General features: G+C 67.0%; 19 protein-coding genes. 11 read left to right on the top strand and 8 right to left on the bottom strand.

What is annotated here, in order from left to right; all coding sequences use genetic code 11:
• Positions 1 to 44: 44 nt before the first annotated feature.
• Positions 45 to 1,301 (bottom strand): 6-phosphofructokinase, encoded by a 1,257-nt coding sequence (locus tag ACUDTM_RS09035; protein WP_072168430.1) that lies wholly within the window; start codon positions 1,299 to 1,301, stop codon positions 45 to 47.
• 136 nt (positions 1,302 to 1,437) lie between these two features.
• Here ACUDTM_RS09035 and ACUDTM_RS09030 point away from each other — a divergent pair, with 136 nt between their 5' ends.
• The 3 genes from ACUDTM_RS09030 to ACUDTM_RS09020 all read left to right on the top strand — a co-directional run bounded on the left by ACUDTM_RS09030 (position 1,438) and on the right by ACUDTM_RS09020 (position 4,269).
• Positions 1,438 to 2,001: an adenylate kinase gene (locus tag ACUDTM_RS09030; RefSeq protein WP_005419045.1), complete on the top strand. Its 564-nt coding sequence runs from the start codon at positions 1,438 to 1,440 to the stop codon at positions 1,999 to 2,001.
• Between the two features lie 328 nt (positions 2,002 to 2,329).
• A complete protein-coding gene (gene mpl / locus ACUDTM_RS09025; RefSeq protein ID WP_072168431.1) occupies positions 2,330 to 3,694 on the top strand; it encodes a UDP-N-acetylmuramate:L-alanyl-gamma-D-glutamyl-meso-diaminopimelate ligase in 1,365 nt (454 codons plus the stop codon).
• Complete coding sequence (locus ACUDTM_RS09020) at positions 3,691 to 4,269, top strand: LON peptidase substrate-binding domain-containing protein (RefSeq protein ID WP_445391276.1); 579 nt, start codon at positions 3,691 to 3,693, stop codon at positions 4,267 to 4,269. Before mpl ends, ACUDTM_RS09020 begins: the two co-directional genes overlap by 4 nt.
• A gap of 132 nt (positions 4,270 to 4,401) precedes the next feature.
• On the opposite strand, the gene ACUDTM_RS09015 is transcribed toward ACUDTM_RS09020, so the two are convergent.
• Positions 4,402 to 6,399, bottom strand: coding sequence for a bifunctional DedA family/phosphatase PAP2 family protein (locus ACUDTM_RS09015; protein ID WP_111008266.1), 1,998 nt, complete (start codon positions 6,397 to 6,399; stop codon positions 4,402 to 4,404).
• Positions 6,400 to 6,484: 85 nt separating this feature from the next.
• Between ACUDTM_RS09015 and ACUDTM_RS09010 the strand changes: the two genes are divergently transcribed.
• Both ACUDTM_RS09010 and ACUDTM_RS09005 read left to right on the top strand, forming a co-directional pair.
• Entirely contained in the window at positions 6,485 to 7,147 is a 663-nt protein-coding gene (locus ACUDTM_RS09010; protein ID WP_049413709.1) for a serine/threonine-protein kinase, read from the top strand.
• Positions 7,144 to 7,650: a DUF2867 domain-containing protein gene (locus ACUDTM_RS09005; protein WP_088497620.1), complete on the top strand. Its 507-nt coding sequence runs from the start codon at positions 7,144 to 7,146 to the stop codon at positions 7,648 to 7,650. The genes ACUDTM_RS09010 and ACUDTM_RS09005 overlap by 4 nt, the downstream gene beginning before the upstream one ends.
• 80 nt (positions 7,651 to 7,730) lie before the next feature.
• Here ACUDTM_RS09005 and ACUDTM_RS09000 read toward each other — a convergent pair whose 3' ends face one another.
• Positions 7,731 to 8,414 carry a hypothetical protein gene (locus ACUDTM_RS09000; RefSeq protein WP_151354950.1) on the bottom strand — a complete coding sequence of 228 codons (684 nt, stop codon included), beginning with the start codon at positions 8,412 to 8,414 and terminating at the stop codon, positions 7,731 to 7,733.
• 108 nt (positions 8,415 to 8,522) lie between these two features.
• On the opposite strand from ACUDTM_RS09000, the gene ACUDTM_RS08995 reads away from it, so the two are divergent.
• The 3 genes from ACUDTM_RS08995 to ACUDTM_RS08985 all read left to right on the top strand — a co-directional run bounded on the left by ACUDTM_RS08995 (position 8,523) and on the right by ACUDTM_RS08985 (position 11,527).
• Positions 8,523 to 9,341: an SDR family oxidoreductase gene (locus tag ACUDTM_RS08995; RefSeq protein ID WP_088497633.1), complete on the top strand. Its 819-nt coding sequence runs from the start codon at positions 8,523 to 8,525 to the stop codon at positions 9,339 to 9,341.
• A gap of 91 nt (positions 9,342 to 9,432) precedes the next feature.
• Positions 9,433 to 10,425, top strand: a complete 993-nt coding sequence (locus ACUDTM_RS08990) for a DUF3829 domain-containing protein (RefSeq protein WP_445391275.1) — start codon at positions 9,433 to 9,435, stop codon at positions 10,423 to 10,425.
• A gap of 160 nt (positions 10,426 to 10,585) precedes the next feature.
• On the top strand, positions 10,586 to 11,527 hold the full coding sequence (locus ACUDTM_RS08985; protein WP_111008268.1) for a YiiG family protein: 942 nt from the start codon (positions 10,586 to 10,588) through the stop codon (positions 11,525 to 11,527).
• Between the two features lie 102 nt (positions 11,528 to 11,629).
• Here the strand turns inward: ACUDTM_RS08985 and ACUDTM_RS08980 are convergent, their stop codons facing one another.
• A complete protein-coding gene (locus ACUDTM_RS08980; protein WP_069139259.1) occupies positions 11,630 to 12,502 on the bottom strand; it encodes an ion transporter in 873 nt (290 codons plus the stop codon).
• Between the two features lie 63 nt (positions 12,503 to 12,565).
• Here ACUDTM_RS08980 and ACUDTM_RS08975 point away from each other — a divergent pair, with 63 nt between their 5' ends.
• Positions 12,566 to 13,792: an acetylornithine transaminase gene (locus ACUDTM_RS08975; RefSeq protein ID WP_445391274.1), complete on the top strand. Its 1,227-nt coding sequence runs from the start codon at positions 12,566 to 12,568 to the stop codon at positions 13,790 to 13,792.
• Between the two features lie 51 nt (positions 13,793 to 13,843).
• Here ACUDTM_RS08975 and ACUDTM_RS08970 read toward each other — a convergent pair whose 3' ends face one another.
• On the bottom strand, positions 13,844 to 14,446 hold the full coding sequence (locus tag ACUDTM_RS08970; protein WP_072168440.1) for an HAD-IA family hydrolase: 603 nt from the start codon (positions 14,444 to 14,446) through the stop codon (positions 13,844 to 13,846).
• 123 nt (positions 14,447 to 14,569) lie between these two features.
• Between ACUDTM_RS08970 and azu the strand changes: the two genes are divergently transcribed.
• Positions 14,570 to 15,019, top strand: a complete 450-nt coding sequence (gene azu / locus ACUDTM_RS08965; protein WP_005419015.1) for an azurin — start codon at positions 14,570 to 14,572, stop codon at positions 15,017 to 15,019.
• A 72-nt stretch (positions 15,020 to 15,091) separates the two neighbouring features.
• Here the strand turns inward: azu and hemL are convergent, their stop codons facing one another.
• Complete coding sequence (gene hemL / locus ACUDTM_RS08960) at positions 15,092 to 16,381, bottom strand: glutamate-1-semialdehyde 2,1-aminomutase (RefSeq protein WP_252744300.1); 1,290 nt, start codon at positions 16,379 to 16,381, stop codon at positions 15,092 to 15,094.
• 18 nt (positions 16,382 to 16,399) lie between these two features.
• On the bottom strand, positions 16,400 to 17,026 hold the full coding sequence (gene thiE / locus ACUDTM_RS08955; protein ID WP_072168443.1) for a thiamine phosphate synthase: 627 nt from the start codon (positions 17,024 to 17,026) through the stop codon (positions 16,400 to 16,402).
• A gap of 34 nt (positions 17,027 to 17,060) precedes the next feature.
• Between thiE and ACUDTM_RS08950 the strand changes: the two genes are divergently transcribed.
• The gene (locus ACUDTM_RS08950) at positions 17,061 to 17,285 is read left to right on the top strand and encodes a rubredoxin (RefSeq protein WP_014038358.1); all 225 of its coding nucleotides are present in this window, start codon (positions 17,061 to 17,063) and stop codon (positions 17,283 to 17,285) included.
• Between the two features lie 40 nt (positions 17,286 to 17,325).
• Here the strand turns inward: ACUDTM_RS08950 and ACUDTM_RS08945 are convergent, their stop codons facing one another.
• Complete coding sequence (locus ACUDTM_RS08945) at positions 17,326 to 18,171, bottom strand: SirB1 family protein (protein WP_072168444.1); 846 nt, start codon at positions 18,169 to 18,171, stop codon at positions 17,326 to 17,328.
• Positions 18,172 to 18,330: the final 159 nt, after the last annotated feature.

Genomic DNA, 18,330 nt, shown 5'->3' with positions numbered 1-18,330 from the left:
CAGAGGGGCGTATGCGACTTAACCCCTCCGTCCCCTTTTTCAGGTCAGCCTTCGAAGGCCGGCAGTTTCTGCTTCACCGACACGTTCTTCAGGGTGACGTACTTCGGCAGGCCATCGGTGCCATAGGGAAGCGGTGCTTCGCCCTTGATCAGTGGTGACAGGTAGGCGCGTGCCCTGGCCGTGATGCCGAAGCCATCGCGGCGGATGAAACCAGCCGGCATCTTCTTCTCGTGATTGGCGATCTTCGACAGCGGCGCGGCTTCGATCTTCCAGCGATACGGTGAATCGCTGCTGCGCACGATCACCGGCATCACGCCATTCTGACCCTTCAGGGCCAGCTGCACCGCGGCCTTGCCCACCGCCTGCGCCTGCTCCCAGTCGGTCCTGCTGGCCAGGTGGCGGGCCGAGCGCTGCAGGTAATCGGGCAGTGCCCAGTGCACCTTCAGGCCCAGCTGATCCTTGACCCGGCCGGCCAGGTGCGCCGCCACGCCGCCGAGCTGCGAATGACCGAACGAGTCCTTGCCACCGCCGGCATCGGCAACGAAGCGGCCATCGGCGGTGGCAATGCCTTCCGACGCCACCACCACGCAGTAGCCGACGCGCTCGACCACGGCTTTCACCTTGGCCAGGAACGTGGCCTCGTCGTAGGCGCGCTCAGGCAGCAGGATGATGTGCGGCGCTTCGTCATCACCGTTGCCGGCCAGGCCGGCGGCGGCGGCCAGCCAGCCAGCGTGGCGACCCATCGCTTCGTAGATGAAGACACGGGTGGAGGTTTCGGCCATCGCCGCCACGTCCAGTGCCGCCTCGCGGACCGAGACCGCGGTGTACTTGGCCGCTGATCCGAAGCCGGGGCAGGTATCGGTAACGGCAAGGTCGTTGTCGATGGTCTTGGGCACGCCGATACAGGTCAGGTCGTAGCCGGAGGCCTTGGCCAGCTGCGAGACCTTCAGTGCGGTGTCGGCCGAGTCGTTGCCGCCGTTGTAGAGGAACCAGCGCACGTCGTGGGCCTGCAGCACCTCCAGCAGGCGGTCATAGCGGGCGCGGTCGGCGTCCAGCGATTTCAGCTTGACCCGGCACGAGCCGAAGGCGCCGCCCGGGGTATGGGCGAGGGCGCGGATCGCGGCGGCACTCTCCCTGCTGGTGTCGATCAGCTCCTCGCGCAGCGCGCCGAGGATGCCGTTGCGGGCGGCCAGGACCTTGATGCCCTTGGCCCGGGCCTGCTCGATCACCGCTGCCGCCGTGGCATTGATGACGGCGGTGACACCGCCGGACTGGGCATAAAGGAGAGTACCGTTGCGCATGCTTCTACCTGCTCGGGGGAGGGGACATTGCAGGGACATTACCCGGATGCGGTAAAGTGGCGCTATTGCGGTGCAGCGATACCGGACCGTCCGGGACGCGAACCTTCTTTGTTTTCAACACGTTGGAGTCAGGTCAATGCGATTGGTTCTGTTGGGACCGCCCGGTTCGGGCAAGGGGACACAGGCGACGCGCCTGAAGGAAAAGCTGGGGATCGCCCACATTTCGACCGGTGACATGCTGCGCGCGGAAATCGCCGCCGGCACCGAGCTGGGCAAGCAGGCCAAGACGGTGATGGATGCCGGCAACCTGGTGTCGGACGACATCCTGCTGGGCATGCTGGAGTCGCGCCTGACCCAGGCCGATGTCGCCAAGGGCTTCATCCTTGATGGTTATCCGCGCAACGTGGCCCAGGCCAATGCGATGGACGGCCTGCTGGCCAAGATCGGCCAGCCGCTGGACGCGGTGGTACAGCTGGATGTGCCCACCGAGCTGCTGGTCGACCGCATTGCCGGTCGTGCCAAGGAGCAGGGCCGCGCCGATGACAACCCGGAAGCGGTGCGCCAGCGCCTGCAGGTCTACAACGACCAGACCGCCCCGGTGGTCGATTTCTACGCCGGCCGTGGCACCCTGGCCCGCGTCGATGGCGTCGGTGAGCTGGACGAGATCGAAGCCCGCATCCTGGCAGCGATCAAGGCCTGATCCGGCGGGGCCGGCACGCGTCCGGTCCTTCCGGCGCAAAAAGCACAGGCCTGGTCCGCGAGGATCAGGCCTGTGTCGTTTGATAGGCGCCAGCGAAGGGCTTGCTCAGGGCCCCGCAGCATGAGCTCCCTTGGGGATGGCCTCTTGGGGAGTAGGACCGGTTCGGGTACTGCGGCTGGCAGTTCGAATTGTGTCCGGGTTCACAGAACATCGCTATCGGGAATTCCCTGACAGTTGATTGGAGTTTTCTCACATCCCGTGTAGGGGTTGTCTTACCCGATAGCGGACATTGGCCCTATACAGCCGTCATCGGTCACAATCCTCGGTCATGAGCAGCGTACATATCCTTGCAATTGCCGGCACCTTCATGGGCGGCGTGGCCGCCCTGGCGCGGGAACTTGGGCATTCCGTCAGCGGCAGCGACCAGGCCATCTATCCGCCGATGTCGACCCAGCTCGAACAGCTGGGCATCACCCTGGACCAGGGCTACCGCGCCGACAGCGTGCCCGCCGGCACCGACGAGGTAGTGATCGGCAACGCGCTGTCGCGCGGCAATGCCGCCGTGGAAGCCGTGCTCGATGCCGGCCAGCGCTATATCTCCGGCGCGCAGTGGCTGTCCGAGCAGGTGCTGCCGGGCCGCGACACGCTGGCCGTGGCCGGTACCCACGGCAAGACCACCACCACCACCATCCTCACCTGGCTGCTGGAAAGTGCAGGCCGCTCGCCGGGCTTCCTGATCGGTGGTGTCGCCGAGGATTTCGGTGTCTCCGCCCGCGTGGGCCGGGGCCGCGAGTTCGTGGTCGAGGCCGATGAGTACGACACGGCCTTCTTCGACAAGCGCAGCAAGTTCGTGCACTACCGGCCGCTGGTGGCCATCCTCAACAACCTTGAATACGACCACGCCGACATCTTCCCGGACGTGGCCGCGATCCAGCGCCAGTTCCACCATCTGGTGCGTACCGTACCCGCACGTGGCCGGCTGATCGTCAACGGCGAGGATCAGTACCTGGCCGAAGTGCTGGCGATGGGCTGCTGGACCCCGGTCGAGCGCTTCGGCTTCGATCCGGCGCTGGAATGGCATGCCGAGCTGCTGGCTGCCGACGGCAGCGCGTTCCGCGTGCATCATCGTGGGCAGGCGCTGGGTGATGTGCAGTGGTCGCTGCTGGGCCGCCACAACGTGCTCAATGGACTGGCTGCGCTGGCCGCCGCGCATGCAGTGGGCGTGGCACCTGCCCAGGTTATTCCAGCGCTGGCGCGCTTCCGCAGCGTCAAGCGCCGCATGGAAGTGATCGGCAGCCATGACGGCATCACCGTCTACGACGATTTCGCCCACCATCCGACTGCGATCGCCACCACGCTGGAGGGCCTGCGTTCCAAGGTGGGTGATGCGCGCATCGTGGTCGCGATGGAGCCGCGCAGCAACTCGATGCGGCTGGGCGCACATGCGCAGGCGCTGGCTCCCTCGCTGGCGCTGGCCGATGAAGTGGTGTTCCTGCATCGCCCGGAACTGGCCTGGGATGCTGCGGCGGTGATCGCCGCGGTGCGTGGCCAAGCCCACGCGGTGCCCGATACCGACGCATTGCTGGCGCAGCTGCAGGCCAGCGCGCGCAGCGGTGACCACGTGGTATTCATGTCCAACGGTGGCTTCGACGGCGCGCCGCGCCGCTTCCTCGCCGCGCTGCACGCCCGATGAGCGGCGACGGCTCGCTGCCGCTGCTCCCGCTGCACACCGCGCTGGTACCGGGTGCAGCGGTGGGCCTGCGCGTGTTCGAGCGGCGCTATCTGGACCTTGTCCGCGACAGCGGCCGCAGTGGTGAGGGATTTGGCGTCTGCCTGATCCTCGAGGGCGAGGAGGTCGGCGCACCGGCGGCACCGGCCGCCTTTGGCGTGCAGGTACGCATCGAAGACTTCGATGTCGGCGCCGACGGCGTGCTGCAGCTGCGCCTGCGCGGCACCCGTCGCTTCCATGTCGAGCGCACCCGCGTGCGCGACAACGGCCTGGTGGTGGCTGATGTGCGCTGGTGCGAGGAAGACCCCGATGACGAACTGCGGCCGCAGCATGCACTGCTGGCCACGGTGCTGGGGCACATCATCGAGCAGGCCGGCGAGGCCTATGCGCCGGCCAATCCGGCGCTGCTGGACCAGGCCAGCTGGGTCGGCTGGCGGCTGGCCGAGCTGCTGCCGCTGAGCGAGCAGCAGCGGTTGCAGCTGCTGCAGCTGGATGACCCGCACCAGCGTCTGCAGCAGCTGCTGGGCTGGATGCCGTAGACGCCATCCTCGGGTGGGTGTGCACCTTGGGGCACACGCTGGGGTATCCGTGGAATCCGCATCCACGCATGGCGTGGATCTACTGTAGAGCCGAGCCTATGCTCGGCTTGTTGGATCGCGCACCGGTACCGGTCAGGGCGTTGTAGTCTTCAGCCGCAGCACCGGCAACCCGGTTTCGCTGTGCACGTCCTCGCGCTGCGGCAGCTCCTGCACGGCGTCCTTCACGGCATTCAATGCCGGGTCGACGCCACGCAGCGGGTGCCACATGCCGATCCACTCGAAATGGCGTTCGTAGCGCAGGGTCTGTGCACTGCCCAGCCACAGCGGCGTGTTGCCCGGCTGCAACTGCGCAGGGGCCGGCCACAGGCGCAGTACGTAGCGCTCATCACGGTGTGTACCCGGGCGTACCATCAACAGCGCTTCCACGCGGGTTTCCAGCGTCGCCGGCAGCACCGGCAGTTCATCGGCGCCGGTGTTCTTGTCCAGCATCAGCAGCGCCTGCTGCCAGCCGGCCTGCTCCTGCCGCTTCCAGCCGCGCGCTTCCAGTTGCGCCTGCAGCGGTGCCAGCGGACCGGCCACCTGCACGTCCAACGGCCAGCGCTGGTCGTCATCGAACTCGTTGCGGCGCGCCGGCAGTGTCGCCCAGTCGTGCTGCCACCAGGCCTGCGTGTCCATTGCCTGCGGGGCCGGCAAGGTCGGCTCGAAGCGTTCCAGCTTCACCGGGATGTTGCGCGGTGCGTACCACATCGCGGCGACGGCGAACACGCCGTAGAACAGCCATGCCACCGGCTTCACCCAGAACGAGCGGTTGAAGCGGCGGCGGTAGGCGATGCCCAGCACCAGCAGCCAGAACGTGCCGAACAGCATGCCGCCGATCACATCGCTCAGCCAATGCGCGCCCAGGTACAGGCGCGAGAAGCCGATCAGGCTGACCACGATGCCCGATACCAGGTACGGCCAGACGCGGGTACGGCCGGGCATCTCGCGGGCGATCAGCACCGCGAAGAAGCCGAAGGTGATGGTGGCCATCGTCACCGACACCGACGGGAAGCCGAAGCCACTGCTGGCGTCGACCGGGCGCACAACATCGACGGTGGCGCCCAGCAGCATGGTCAGTGCCAGGCCGAAGGCGAGGGCGGCCAGCCAGTGCGCGGCCGCCATCCAGCGCCGGCGCCAGACCAGGTAGCCCATCGCCGCCGCAGTGGCCGGCAGCAGTACCTGCCAGGCGCCCAGTGAGGCCAGCGCGGCCATCGGGTAGTCGGCCAACGGATTGCGCAGCGCCAGCATGGCCTGGTGCACCAGCAGGTCGATCGCCAGCGGCTCGCCATGCGCAACCACCACGGTCAGCAGCGCGAACCAGCCCCAGCCCAGCACCAGCAGCATCAGCGCCAGCATCGCCAGCGGCACCGACTCGCGCCGCTTCGGGTCCAGCACACCGACGGTGTAGCGGCCCAGCGTCGGATGGCGGTTGGACCAGTCAAGCAGGCGTGCCAGCCAGTTGTCCATGCGCGCGGCCGACCAGCGGTAGCCGTACAGCACGATGGCCCAGACCAGGCCGAGGATCACCGCCAGCAGGCCGACCACCACCACCAGCCGACCGGCTACTGCGGCCACCGCGTCATAGGCCTCGCCAAGAATCCAGCCCGGGGCCAGGAACAGTACCGCCCATGAAATGCTGGCGATACCACTGGCCTGTACATAGCGGCTGGCGGGCATCTTCATCATGCCCGCGATGGCGGGCACGAACGGCCGGATCGCGCCGACGTAGCGTGCCACCAGAATGCTCTTGAACGCGTTGCGGCGGAACAGGTTCTCGCCGCGGTCGAGCAGTTGCGGGTAACGGCTGAACGGCCACACGCCACGCAGGCGGTCGCCCCAGCGGCGCCCGATCCAGTAACTGATGCCATCGCCGGCGAATGCGCCCAGTGCGGCCGCCGCCACCGCGTACGGTCCGGAGATCTGGCCCAGGCCGATGAACACGCCCACCGCAAACAGCAGCGGCAGCGCCGGCACGATGGCGCCCAGAATGATCACCGCATCGCAGAAGGCGATGAGGAAGATAACGGCACCCGCCAGCACGGGGTGAGCGGCAATCCACGCAAGCGTGGCGTCGATCCATGAAGAGTCCATTGCCCGATTATAGGGGCGTGAAGGTGACTGGTTCCCAGCCGCTTGGTGACCGTTTGCAACCGGCGCCATCGCCTAGAATGGGCCCATGCCGCATACGCCAGACACGCCACCACATGCTTTGAAGGCCGACAGCTTCGGTCGCATCCTCCGTGTGGAAGGGCCTGCCGGCCCCTTCGTGCGCCGTGACCTGGGCGCCACGCCGCTGTGGTTGCGCCTGCCGGCCTGGTGGCTGGCCCGCCGCGAAGCGCGCGCGCTGCGCCATATCCACGGCATGGCCGACGTGCCGCAGCTGCTGGCGTGGAATGGGCATCATCTCGACCGCAGTTTCATGGCCGGCGACGCCATGTACCAGCGCCCACCGCGCGGCGACCTGGCCTGGTTCCGCGCTGCGCGTCGGCTGCTGCAGCAGCTGCATCGGCGCGGCGTGGCCCACAACGACCTGGCCAAGGAAGCCAACTGGCTGGTCACTGAAGACGGCCGCCCGGCATTGATCGATTTCCAGCTGGCAGTGATCGGCAACCCGCGCTCGCGCTGGATGCGCCTACTGGCCCGCGAGGACTTGCGCCACCTGCTCAAGCACAAGCGCATGTACTGCCGTGAGTCGCTCACCCCAGTGGAAAAGCGGGTGCTCAAGCGCACCTCATGGGTGCGCGAACTGTGGTTCGCCACCGGCAAGCCGGTCTACCGCTTCGTTACCCGTCGCATCCTGCATTGGGAAGACAACGAGGGGCAGGGGCCCAAGCCGTGAGTCCACTGCAGGTAGTGACCGGCCCACCGAGTGCGGGAAGCGTCCTTCGCCCACAGCTGGCCGGTGCCGACTTCGTGCACGCCTGCCAGGCAACAACCCATCGTGATGGGCGCTCGGCCTTGCGGGCCTATCGCGATATGGCCGCGACCATTCCCGGCTGGTTCGATGGGCTGATGGCGCTGCGCAATCGCGGCATGCGCCTGCTCGGCATGAAGCACCTGGGCTCGTTGCGCGCGGTGCAGGATGTTGCGGATCCTCAACCCGGGCAGCGGTTGGGCATCTTCACCCTGCAGTCGCTCAGCGACGATGCCATCGTGCTGGAAGACGACGACCGCCACCTGCGTGTGCAGCTGGCCCTGCAGTGGCAGGGCGACGTGCTGGAGGTGGTGACGGTGGTGCATACGCACAACGCGTTCGGCCGCGTGTACATGCTGCCGGTTGCGCCGGTGCATCAGCTGATCGTGCCGCATCTGCTGAGGAAGCAAGTGCAGGTGTACCGGTAGATCCACGCGATGCGTGGATGCGCCGGGGAGAACCGTATTGTAGAGCTGAGCATGGCTCGGCTCTACAGAGGCTTGTGATCTTACGGCGTTGCCGGCACTACCTGCTGGCCGATGAAGTTGCGCTTGGCGTCAAAGTCGTAGGCGATCTGCAGCTGGCCGACATCCGGGCAGGCGTGGCAGTCACGCAGCGGCGTGCGGTACAGCAGGCGGATGCCGCCGTTCTCCAGCGGCGTGGCCCCGGCCGACTGCGCCGGTGCGAACGGCGTGGCCTGCGGGTGGTCCTTCAGCAGGGCCTGCACGGCGGGGTCGGCACGCAGGGTGTCGTCCAGCTGCACGGCATCCACATCGATGCGCTTGCCGGTGGCGTCGACCAGGCGGGTACCCTCGTTGGTGTTGGCGCGGAACGGATACTCGACCGTGGCAATGCCCAGGCCTTCGTTCTCATGCCAGGCCGTCACGTAGGCCAGCTCGCCGCCGGTGGACAACTGTTCGGCGGCAGCAATGGCATCGGCGCTTGCGCCACCAGCGCGCATCGCATCGCGCAGGCACTCACGCGTGGCCGCATTCTCGCCCTGGCGGCAGGCGTTGAGGTCGCCATCCCACACCACTGCATCGCTCCAGCGCAGCTTGCCGTCCGCGGCGGCTTTTTCTGCGCTGGGCGTGTCACCGGCCGACGGTTCCTTGCCGGGTTCGGGCGAACGGCCCTGGCAGGCAGTCAGCAGGGCAAGCCCCAGGGCAGGCAGCAACAGGCGGGAACGGCGCATGGCGTGAACCTCGTGCGTTGACTGGAGGCGCCAGTATCGTCAAGGCCGGGTGAACTCCACGTCGGCGCGGCATACTAGCGGCTCATTGCATACGCTGGAGTGTGGAACGTGGGCAGTCTGCAGGGCAAAACGCTTTTCATCACGGGTGCCTCGCGTGGCATCGGCCTGGCCATCGCACTGCGCGCTGCGCGTGACGGGGCCAACGTGGCCATTGCGGCCAAGTCGGCGGTGCCGAATCCGAAGTTGCCGGGCACCATCCACAGCGCGGCCGAGGCCGTTACCGCCGCCGGTGGCCAAGGGCTGGCGCTGAAGTGCGATATCCGCGAGGAAGAGCAGGTGCAGGCCGCGGTTGCGGCCACGGTCGACACCTTTGGGGGCATCGACATCCTGATCAACAACGCCAGCGCGATCTGGCTGCGTGGCACGCTGGATACGCCGATGAAACGCTTCGACCTGATGCAGCAGGTCAATTCGCGCGGCAGTTTCCTGTGCGCGCAGGCCTGCCTGCCGTACCTGCTGCAGGCGCCGAATCCGCACATCCTGACCCTGGCGCCGCCGCCGAGCCTGGAACCAAAGTGGTGGGGCGCGCATACCGGCTACACGCTGGCGAAGATGGGCATGAGCTTCGTCACGCTCGGCCTGGCCGCGGAATTCGGCCCGCAGGGGGTGGCGGTGAACGCGCTATGGCCGCGCACGGTGATCGCCACCGATGCAATCAACATGATTCCGGGCGTGGATGCAGCGGGCTGCCGTACGCCGCAGATCATGGCCGACGCCGCGCATGCGGTGCTGGTGCGTGAAGCGGCAGGCTTCCACGGCCAGTTCCTGATCGACGATGAAGTGCTGGCACAGGCCGGCGTCAGCGATCTGTCCGGCTATGCCGTGGACCCGTCGCGGTCGTTGTTGCCGGATCTGTTCCTGGACTGAGTGCTTCGTTGCGCAGGGCCGAGGGCTGCGGCCCTCGGCCTGCTGCGCTAGAATGCAGGGCTGTAATCGTTTTCAACAGGGATGTGAACACATGTCACGTACGCTTTCCGTCGCGGCGCTGGCCGCTTCGCTGTCGCTTGTCCTGGCCGCCTGCGGTGGCAAGGGCCCTGCAACCGCTGGCGACGCCGGCACCTCGGGCAAGCCGGAGGCCAACACGGTGCCGTCCGACGCACAGCAGCAGTTGACGGCGAAGCTCAACGCCTACATCGGCTGCTTCAACGCGCTTGATTCGAAGACGCACGACAGTCTCCAGTCCTATACGCGCTGGATCAAGGACGTCGAGACCGGCCCGACCGGGCGCGAGACACAGGTGTACGGCCCGTTCGAGATCAGCGATTACGACATGAAGCAGTGCGATGGCCCGGTGACCGAGGCGATGGCTGCCAAGCCGGCGCTGGCCGAACTCGATGCTGCTGCCAGCCATTATCAGCAGGCGCTGAAGGCGCTGGTGCCGATCAGCAAGGAGGCGCACGACTACTACGATCGCCAGGACTACGAAGACGACCAGTTTGCCAAGGGCAAGCAACTGCACGCGCCCTTGATGGCCGCATTCAAGGACTTCGTGGCTGCCAGCGAAACGTTCAACGCCGAGCTGGAGCGCCAGAATGACGCTGCCCAGCGCGAGCAGCTCAAGGTATTGGAACAGGCCGAGGGGCGAACGCGCGAGTACTACCGTCTGGCGATGATGCTGGAAGCCAAAGCGATCGTGGAGCTGATGAGCGACGACGACTTTGATCCGGCCCGAGCCCGTGAACGACTCGACGCCTTCAACCGTATTTCCGACGAGGCGCATGCCAAGGTGGCCGATCAGGAGCCGGGCAAGCTGGACTGGAACAGCTTCGAGCGCGAAGCCGAGAACTTCCGTCGGGAAGGCAAGGAGCGGCTGCAGCGGGTCAGCAGCAAGACGTCCTACAGCGATTTCGAACGGCGCATGCTGGATTCGCCCTCCATGGCGCCACGTGGCTCGGCCAGCAAGCTGATGCAGGAATACAACTCGCTGGTTTTCCAGAGCAACCGCCAGTAAGCGGGAAGCTCAACGCTTCATTTTTGTCGCGATTGAGCAGGTTGATTGCGGCATGACACGCCCTGCAGCCCCGAATGCCAGCACCTTGCCGAGGTGCTGGAGCGCGCGCTCGCGCCATGCATGACGATGCCTGCAGTTTTCACTTGTGCAAGGAACTGATTTGAATGCATCCACACGCCTGATTCCTGTTCTCCTGCTCTGCGCGCTGGCCGGCTGCAACAACCCGGCCGGGCTGGCTGTCGCCGATCCCGGGTTGGAAAAGGTGAACGCCTATATCGAGTGCTACAACGGCGTCGAACAGCCCATCCACGAGGGTTTCCAGACCTACACCGGTTGGATGAAGGATCCCGAAGCCGGTCCAACCGGCAAGGAAGCGCAGCCGCGCTCACCTGGCAAGGTGTTGTCGCACCGGGTCGAGTACTGCGGCCAGCCGTTGAGCGAGGCGCTGGCAAAGGCCCCGGCGACGTCGCTGGATGCGGCCGCGCGGCAGTACCAGCAGGCGTTCCTGGCGCTGAACACCCTGATCGAGCGCGCCGATGGCTATTTCACCCGCGAGGACTATCGTCGCGACGGTGGTGAAGGGATGCGCAGCCAGCATGCCCCGCTGATGCAGGCCTATGCTGATTTCTTCAAGGCCAGCGAGGCGATGGATGCGGCACTGGAAAAGAACGAGAACGATCGCCGCGCCGTCCAGCTGAAGCAGATCGAGGAAAGCGAAGGCCGCTCGCTGGCGTACTACCATCTGCGCCTTGTCGGCGATGGCAAGCAGCTGGCAATGACGTTCCAGGGCGAGGCACCGGACGTTGCGGTGTTGCGCGGCCAGCTGGCCGACTTTCAGGCGCTGGTGACGGAAATCCAGAACGGTGGTGTCGGCAAGGACGACCCGATGTGGGGCCATGTGCAGCGCTCGGCCGACAAGCTGGTGCGTACCGCCGGGCGCGGAGTCGAGCGCCTGGAACAGGGCAAGCCGATCACCGCCGATGCGCTGGCTGCCGAGCGCAAGGCGTCGGGCAGCTGGCTCACCACCGACCCTGAAGGCGCACAGTCGACGATTCTGGATGCCTACAACGACCTGGTAACCACCAGCAACCGCATGCGTTGAGGGCGATCCACGCGGGGCGTGGATCTGCTCACGGTAGCGCTGGGCCATGCCCGGCGCGCACCCTGTTGGTCCGGTAGTGCCGGCCGCGGGCCGGCATGTGCCTCAATGGCTGAACGCATCCGGCAGCTGGCCACCACACTTGCGGCAGTGGCGCGCATCCGGTTCATGCCCCTCCAGCCCGCAATGCGGGCAGCCGCGGGCATCGCGGCGCGCGGCCAGTTCGGCTTCGCGCATGGTGCTGGCCAGTTCGGCGGTGTAGATGCCGGTGGGCACGGCGATGATGCTGTAGCCGATCAGGATCAGCACCGAGGTGACGAAGCGGCCAAGCACGGTCTGCGGCACGATGTCGCCGAAGCCGACCGTGGCCATGGTCACCACCGCCCAGTACATGCTGGCCGGGATATTCGTGAAGCCGTGTTCGGGGCCCTCGATCACGTACATCAGCGCGCCGGCGATGATGGTGATGGTGATCACCGTGAACAGGAACACCAGCACCTTGCGCCGGCTGCGCCACAGCGACGTCATCAGGACGCCGCTTTCCTCGATGTAGCGGGTCAGCTTGAGGATGCGGAACACGCGCAGGATGCGCAGCGCACGCACCACCAGCAGGCTCTGCGCGCCCGGGATGAACATCGACAGGTAGGCGGGCAGGATCGACAGCAGGTCGATGATGCCCCAGATGCTCACCGCGTAGCGCAGCGGGCGCTTGACCACCGCCAGGCGCAGCAGGTACTCGGCGGTGAAGATGATGGTGAAGCCCCATTCCAGGATGTACAGGCCGGTGGACCACTCGGCATGCAGGTGCTGCACGCTGTCGATCATCACCACCAGGATGCTGGCGACGATCGCCACCACCAGGATCAGGTCGAAGTTGCGCGAGGGCCGCGAGTCATGGCGGTAGATGATGTCGAACCACCGACGGCGCCAGCCGGTCTCGGTGGCGGGGTTGAGCTGGGGGGCGGAAAACGGTCGCATGGGCGCATTGTGCAGCAGGGGCTCCGGCGCGAGAATGGGCGTTCCTGAACCCTGCCGACTGCCATGACCACCGCGACCGATCCGCTGATCTCCCTTTCGCACTATTACCTGCCGGTCTACAAGCCCCGCCAGGTGGTACTGGAGCGAGGGCAGGGCGCCCGCGTGTGGGATAGCCAGGGGCGTGAGTTCATCGACCTGGCTGCGGGTATCGCCGTGTGCGGCCTGGGCCACAACGATCCGGACCTGGTGGCCGCGCTGGTCGAGCAGGCCGGCAAGCTCTGGCACACCAGCAATGTGTTCTACAGCGCACCGCCGCTGCATCTGGCCGAGGAGCTGGTGAAGGCCAGCCGCTTCGCCGAGCGCGTGTTCCTGTGCAATTCCGGCGCCGAAGCCAACGAAGTGGCGATCAAGATGGTCCGCAAGTGGGCCTCCAGCCAGGGCCGTCCCGCCGACAAGCGGGTGATCATCACTTTCCGTGGCAGCTTCCACGGCCGCACGATGGGCGCGGTGACCGCTACCGCCCAGCCGAAGTACCAGGAAGGCTACGAGCCGCTGCCTGGCGGCTTCCGCTACATCGATTTCAACGATGAGGTGCAGCTGGAAACCGCGATGGCCGCCGGCGACGTGGCGGCGGTGATGCTGGAGCCCATCCAGGGCGAGGGCGGCGTGATGCCGGCCAAGTCCGGTTTCCTCAAGCGCGTGCGCGAGCTGTGCGACCAGCACAACGCACTGCTGGTGCTGGACGAGATCCAGGCCGGCATGGGCCGTACCGGCACGCTGTTCGCGCACTGGCAGGATGATGTGGTGCCGGACATGGTCACCCTGGCCAAGGCACTCGGTGGCGGCTTCCCGATCGGCGCGATGCTGGCCGGCCCGAAGGTGGCCGAGACCATGCAGTTCGGCGCGCACGGCACCACCTTCGGCGGCAACCCGCTGGCTGCTGCGGTGGCCCGCGTGGCGCTGCGCAAGCTGGCCTCGGCAGAGATCGCCGCCAATGTCAGCCGCCAGTCGAAGGCACTGCGCGATGGCTTTGCCCGCATCAACGACGAGTTTGGTGTGTTCAGCCAAGTGCGCGGCCGCGGCCTGATGCTGGGCGCGGTGCTGGGCAAGGACTTCGCCGGCCAGGCCGGGGCGATCCTCGACCATGCCGCCGAGCACGGCCTGCTGACCCTGCAGGCCGGCCTGGACGTGCTGCGCTTCGTGCCGTCGTTGAACATCACCGACGAAGAAGTGGCCGAAGGCCTCAAGCGCCTGCGCGCAGCGATTGCTGCGTTCATCGCCGCGCGCTGAAGCCGGCAGAGGCATCTGTAGAGCCGAGCATGGGCTCGGCTCTACAGTGGTTCACGCAATCTGGTAACGCTTCAACACCTTGCCCAAGCCACGGCCATCGCGCACGGTTTCCGCGTGCAGGCCGGCGGCGCGTGCACCGCGCACATTGGCGAACAGGTCATCGACGAACAGCGTGCGCGAAGGCGCCACGCCGAGGGCCTCAAGCGTGCGCAGGAAGACCTCCGGTGCGGGTTTGCGCAGGCCGAAATCGGCGCTGCAGAACACGCGTCCCTGCAGCGCAGGGAACAGTTCCGGCAGCAGGGTGGGCAGCGCCTGCACCATCAGCGCGCCATTGTTGGTCAGTACCGCCAGCGGCAGCTGCAGAACCTGCAGCCGCTGCAGCACCGCGTGCTGCGGATGGCTGGCCGCTTGGCGTGCGGCGATCCAGCTGGGTACATCGATGGTCCTGCCCAGGCACTCCCCCAGCTGCGCCAGATAGGCCGGGCCATCCAGCGTGCCGTTGTCATGCGCCGCTTCCAGTCCGCTGTCATACAGCGCGGCCTGTACGGCCTGCGTCGGAACCTGCAGTGCCTGGGCCAGATGCAGCACGCGCTGCGCGCGCTGGTACTGCACCAGCACGCCATCCACATCCAGCAGCAACAGGTCGATCCGCATCGGTCGAGCATGCCATTGCAGTGAGTGCGCGGGAAACCCTGGAGTAGGCATGCGACAGACGGTCGCAGACGCGGCCGCAGGGGCCTGCCTAGAATGGTGATTGAATCCGCAGGAGAGGCAACGATGAAGGCTTGGTGGGTGGCAGTGGGACTGGGCGCGCTGATGCTGGCGCCGTCGGCGATGGCGCGGGTGTGTGCGGTGAGCATCGACAGCACCGACCAGATGAGCTTCAGCACTCGCGAGATCAAGCTTGCCGCCGACTGCACTGCCGTGGACCTGACCTTGCGCCACACCGGCAAGCTCGCCGCTACCGCGATGGGCCATAACTGGGTGCTGACCCGCACGGCCGACTACCAGCCGGTGGCACTGGCAGGCATGCGCATGACCCTGGCCGATAGCTACCTGCCGAAGGCCGACAAGCGCGTGCTGGCGCACACCAAAGTAATTGGTGGTGGCGAGACCACGCGCGTGCGCTTTTCCACGCAGGGCCTGCAGAAGGGCGGCGACTACACCTTCTTCTGCTCGTTCCCCGGCCACTTCGCGATGATGAAGGGCAAGTTCGTCTTCGGTTGAAAAAAAGGGGACGGAGGGGATTAAGTCGTATATGCACAAACGACTTAATCCCCTCCGTCCCCTTTTTTGCGATCAGCCCTTGGCGGCCTTGAATGCCGCGCGTGCAGCGGCGAGGGTGGCCTCGATCACGGCATCATCGTGCGCGCTGGACAGGAAACCGGCCTCGTACGCCGACGGCGCCAGGAACACGCCCTGCTCCAGCATCGCGTGGAAGAAGCGGTTGAACGCTGGGATGTCACAGGCGGTGGCCTGCGCATAGGTCTCCACCTTCTCACTGGTGAAGAACAGCCCGAACATCGCACCCACGCGGTTGGTGGTCACCGCCACGCCGGCTTCGGCGGCGGCCGCTTCCAGGCCGGCGCACAGGCGTGCAGTGCGCTCGGCCAGGTCGGCGTGGAAGCCCGGCTGCTGGATCAGCTCCAGCATCGTCAGGCCAGCGGCCATCGCCACCGGGTTGCCGCTCAGCGTGCCGGCCTGGTAGATCGGGCCGGCCGGGGCGATCTGCTGCATCAGCTCGCGGCGCCCGCCGTAGGCGCCCACCGGCATGCCGCCGCCGATGATCTTGCCGAAGGTGGTCAGGTCCGGGGTGATGCCGTAGTGCGCCTGCGCACCGCCGAGGGCAACGCGGAAGCCGGTCATCACTTCGTCGAAGATCAGCAGCGCGCCGTGGTTCGTGCACAGTTCGCGCAGGTGCTGCAGGTAGCCCTCGCGCGGCGGGATGCAGTTGGCGTTGCCGACCACCGGTTCGATGATCAGGCCGGCGATGTCATCGCCCTGCTGCTCGAACAGCGCAGTGGCCGCTTCGAAGTCGTTGTAGGGCAGGGTCAGGGTCAGTTCGCTCAGCCCGGCCGGGACGCCCGGCGAGGTCGGCACGCCCAGGGTCAGCATGCCGCTGCCGGCCTTGACCAGGAACGAGTCGCCGTGGCCGTGGTAGCAGCCTTCGAACTTGACGATGCGGTTGCGGCCGGTGGCGCCACGCGCCAGGCGGATCGCCGACAGGGTGGCCTCGGTGCCGGAGTTGACCATGCGCACCATCTCGCACGACGGCACCAGGCGGGTGATGGTCTCGGCCATGGTGACTTCAGCCGCGCATGGCGCGCCGAACGACAGGCCGTTGTCGATCGCCTTCTTCACCGCCTGGCGTACCGCCGGGTGGTTGTGGCCGACGATCATCGGGCCCCAGGAGCCGACGTAGTCGATGTAGCGGTTGCCGTCGACGTCGTACAGGTAGGCGCCGTCGGCGCGCTCGACGAAGAACGGTTCGCCGCCGACCGACTTGAACGCGCGCACCGGCGAATTGACGCCGCCCGGCAACAGCTGCTGGGCGCGGGAGAACAGGGCGTGGGACTGGTCGTGGTTCATGGGGGAATATCCTGGGCGTTACGCGAACTGGGCGAGGAAGGCGCGCTGGGTCGCGACCGGGTCTTCGGCGGCGAACACGCTGCTGACCACGGCGACCAGATCGGCGCCGGCGTCGATGATGGGACCGACATTGTCCGGCGTCAGGCCACCAATCGCCACCCGCGGCACGCCCAGTGCGGCGCTTTGCCGCAGCAGGTCGGTATGGGCGCGGCTGGTGGTGATCTTGGTGGTGGTCGGGAAAAACGCGCCGAAGGCCACGTAGCTGGCGCCGGCGGCGACGGCCCTCTCGGCATTGGCCAGCTGGTCATAGCAGGAGGCGCCGATGATGGCCTCGGGGCCGAGCAGGGCGCGCGCGCTGGGGATGTCGCCGTCGGTACCGCCCAGGTGCACGCCCGCCGCGCCCACGGCCTTGGCCAGCGCCGGGTCGTCGTTGACGATCAGCGGCACGCCGTGGTCTGCGCACAGTGCCTGCAGCGCGGTGGCCTGTTCCCGCCGCAGCGCGTCGCTTGCGGTCTTGTTGCGGTACTGCAGCCAAGTGGCGCCCGTGGCCAGCAGCGGCGCGGTGCGGGCCAGCAGGCGTGCGGTATCGGGCTCGTCCGGGGTGATCAGGTAGACGCCGCGGGGCGCCGGGGAAGCAGAAGTCATCGATGGCTACCGGTGAGTGGACCGCGATGGGACAATGGCGGCCCGTGAATCCAGTCCTGATTATCCGATGAGCGATGCCACCCCCACCACCTTGCGCACCTGGATGTGCGTGGTCTGCGGCTTCCTGTACAGCGAAGCGGAAGGCTTGCCGGAGGAAGGCATCGCGCCAGGGACGCGCTGGGAGGACATTCCCGAGACCTGGACCTGCCCGGATTGCGGGGTGACCAAGGCTGATTTCGAGATGGTCGAGGTCGATTGATGAGGGTAGGTGTGGACTGCCGGTCCACACACCGACTCCCTCAATGCAGCCGCGGCATCGGCCCGCCGAGGTCGATCAGCTTCTCGCGCAGCCACTGCGCATCGCTGGCTTCCGGGTTGCGCTTCAGGTACTGGCCCAGATCGTGCCGGGCACCGGCCAGGTACTCCAGCTGCAGGTAGGCCAGGCCGCGGTCGCGCAGCGCATCGTCCTGCTCCGGGGCCAGCTTCAGCAGGCGGTCGGCACTGCGCGCGGCGCGGTCCCACTCGCCGGCTTCGGCATACACGCCGTGCAGGTTGCGCAGCATGCGTATCAGGATCGCGCGCGCGGGCGCCGGGTCGAGGATCTGCGCCAGCACCTGGTCGTCGGGCATCTGCCCGCCCAGGTGTGACTTGGCCCGCTCGCGCAGTTCGTCCACGTCCAGCGGTCGGCCACCGTTGAACGGGTCCATCACCAGCACGCCGTCGTCCACCGGCAGGCGCACCAGGAAGTGGCCGGGGAAGGACACGCCATCGAGCGGAATACCCAGCCGGCGCGCGACTTCCATCTGGACCAGCGCCAGCGAGATCGGATTGCCCAAGCGGCGCTCGAATACCTGGTTGAGGTAGCTGTTGCGCGGGTCGTAGTACTCGTCGTGGTCGCCGCTGTAGCCCAGCTCGTCGAACAGGTGGCGGTTGATCGCCGCCATCTTCAGCGGGCTGTTGTCGATGCTCTCCACTTCCGAGCGGAGGTGCTCGACATGGCTCTGGATCAGCGCGTCGTAGGTGGACGGCTGCAGATCGGGGTATTCATCGCGCGCGATCAGCAGCGCGGTCGGCAACAGTGGCAGCGCCTCGTCTTCGAGGTCGGCCAGGGCATCCCAGTCGGGGAGTGTGATCCGGTCCTGCATGGCCACAGACTGGCGTCATTCGCAGGCGGTTTCAAGCGGTATCGCGTGAAAAATTCAGGGGTCAGATGCCTTTCGCGAGCGAATGGGATCTGACCCCTGCAGGGTTGCCGGCCAGCGGCCGGCACTACCGCGCGTGCCGGCCGCTGGCCGGCCGCATCG

Source organism: Stenotrophomonas maltophilia group sp. vghtpe118, assembly GCF_052605195.1.
This window is presented reverse-complemented; position numbering and strand designations above follow the sequence as displayed.

Bases quoted from the DNA above. Each gene is read 5' to 3' on its own strand.
- ACUDTM_RS08990 (WP_445391275.1), top strand. From the start codon at position 9,433: ATGTCACGTACGCTTTCCGTCGCGGCGCTGGCCGCTTCGCTGTCGCTT.
- ACUDTM_RS09010 (WP_049413709.1), top strand. From the start codon at position 6,485: ATGCCGCATACGCCAGACACGCCACCACATGCTTTGAAGGCCGACAGC.
- ACUDTM_RS08950 (WP_014038358.1), top strand. From the start codon at position 17,061: ATGGCGGCCCGTGAATCCAGTCCTGATTATCCGATGAGCGATGCCACC.
- ACUDTM_RS09020 (WP_445391276.1), top strand. From the start codon at position 3,691: ATGAGCGGCGACGGCTCGCTGCCGCTGCTCCCGCTGCACACCGCGCTG.
- mpl (WP_072168431.1), top strand. From the start codon at position 2,330: ATGAGCAGCGTACATATCCTTGCAATTGCCGGCACCTTCATGGGCGGC.
- ACUDTM_RS09035 (WP_072168430.1), bottom strand. From the start codon at position 1,301: ATGCGCAACGGTACTCTCCTTTATGCCCAGTCCGGCGGTGTCACCGCC.
- ACUDTM_RS08975 (WP_445391274.1), top strand. From the start codon at position 12,566: ATGACCACCGCGACCGATCCGCTGATCTCCCTTTCGCACTATTACCTG.
- azu (WP_005419015.1), top strand. From the start codon at position 14,570: ATGAAGGCTTGGTGGGTGGCAGTGGGACTGGGCGCGCTGATGCTGGCG.
- ACUDTM_RS09030 (WP_005419045.1), top strand. From the start codon at position 1,438: ATGCGATTGGTTCTGTTGGGACCGCCCGGTTCGGGCAAGGGGACACAG.
- ACUDTM_RS08945 (WP_072168444.1), bottom strand. From the start codon at position 18,171: ATGCAGGACCGGATCACACTCCCCGACTGGGATGCCCTGGCCGACCTC.
- ACUDTM_RS09000 (WP_151354950.1), bottom strand. From the start codon at position 8,414: ATGCGCCGTTCCCGCCTGTTGCTGCCTGCCCTGGGGCTTGCCCTGCTG.
- ACUDTM_RS09015 (WP_111008266.1), bottom strand. From the start codon at position 6,399: ATGGACTCTTCATGGATCGACGCCACGCTTGCGTGGATTGCCGCTCAC.
- hemL (WP_252744300.1), bottom strand. From the start codon at position 16,381: ATGAACCACGACCAGTCCCACGCCCTGTTCTCCCGCGCCCAGCAGCTG.
- thiE (WP_072168443.1), bottom strand. From the start codon at position 17,026: ATGACTTCTGCTTCCCCGGCGCCCCGCGGCGTCTACCTGATCACCCCG.
- ACUDTM_RS08970 (WP_072168440.1), bottom strand. From the start codon at position 14,446: ATGCGGATCGACCTGTTGCTGCTGGATGTGGATGGCGTGCTGGTGCAG.
- ACUDTM_RS08980 (WP_069139259.1), bottom strand. From the start codon at position 12,502: ATGCGACCGTTTTCCGCCCCCCAGCTCAACCCCGCCACCGAGACCGGC.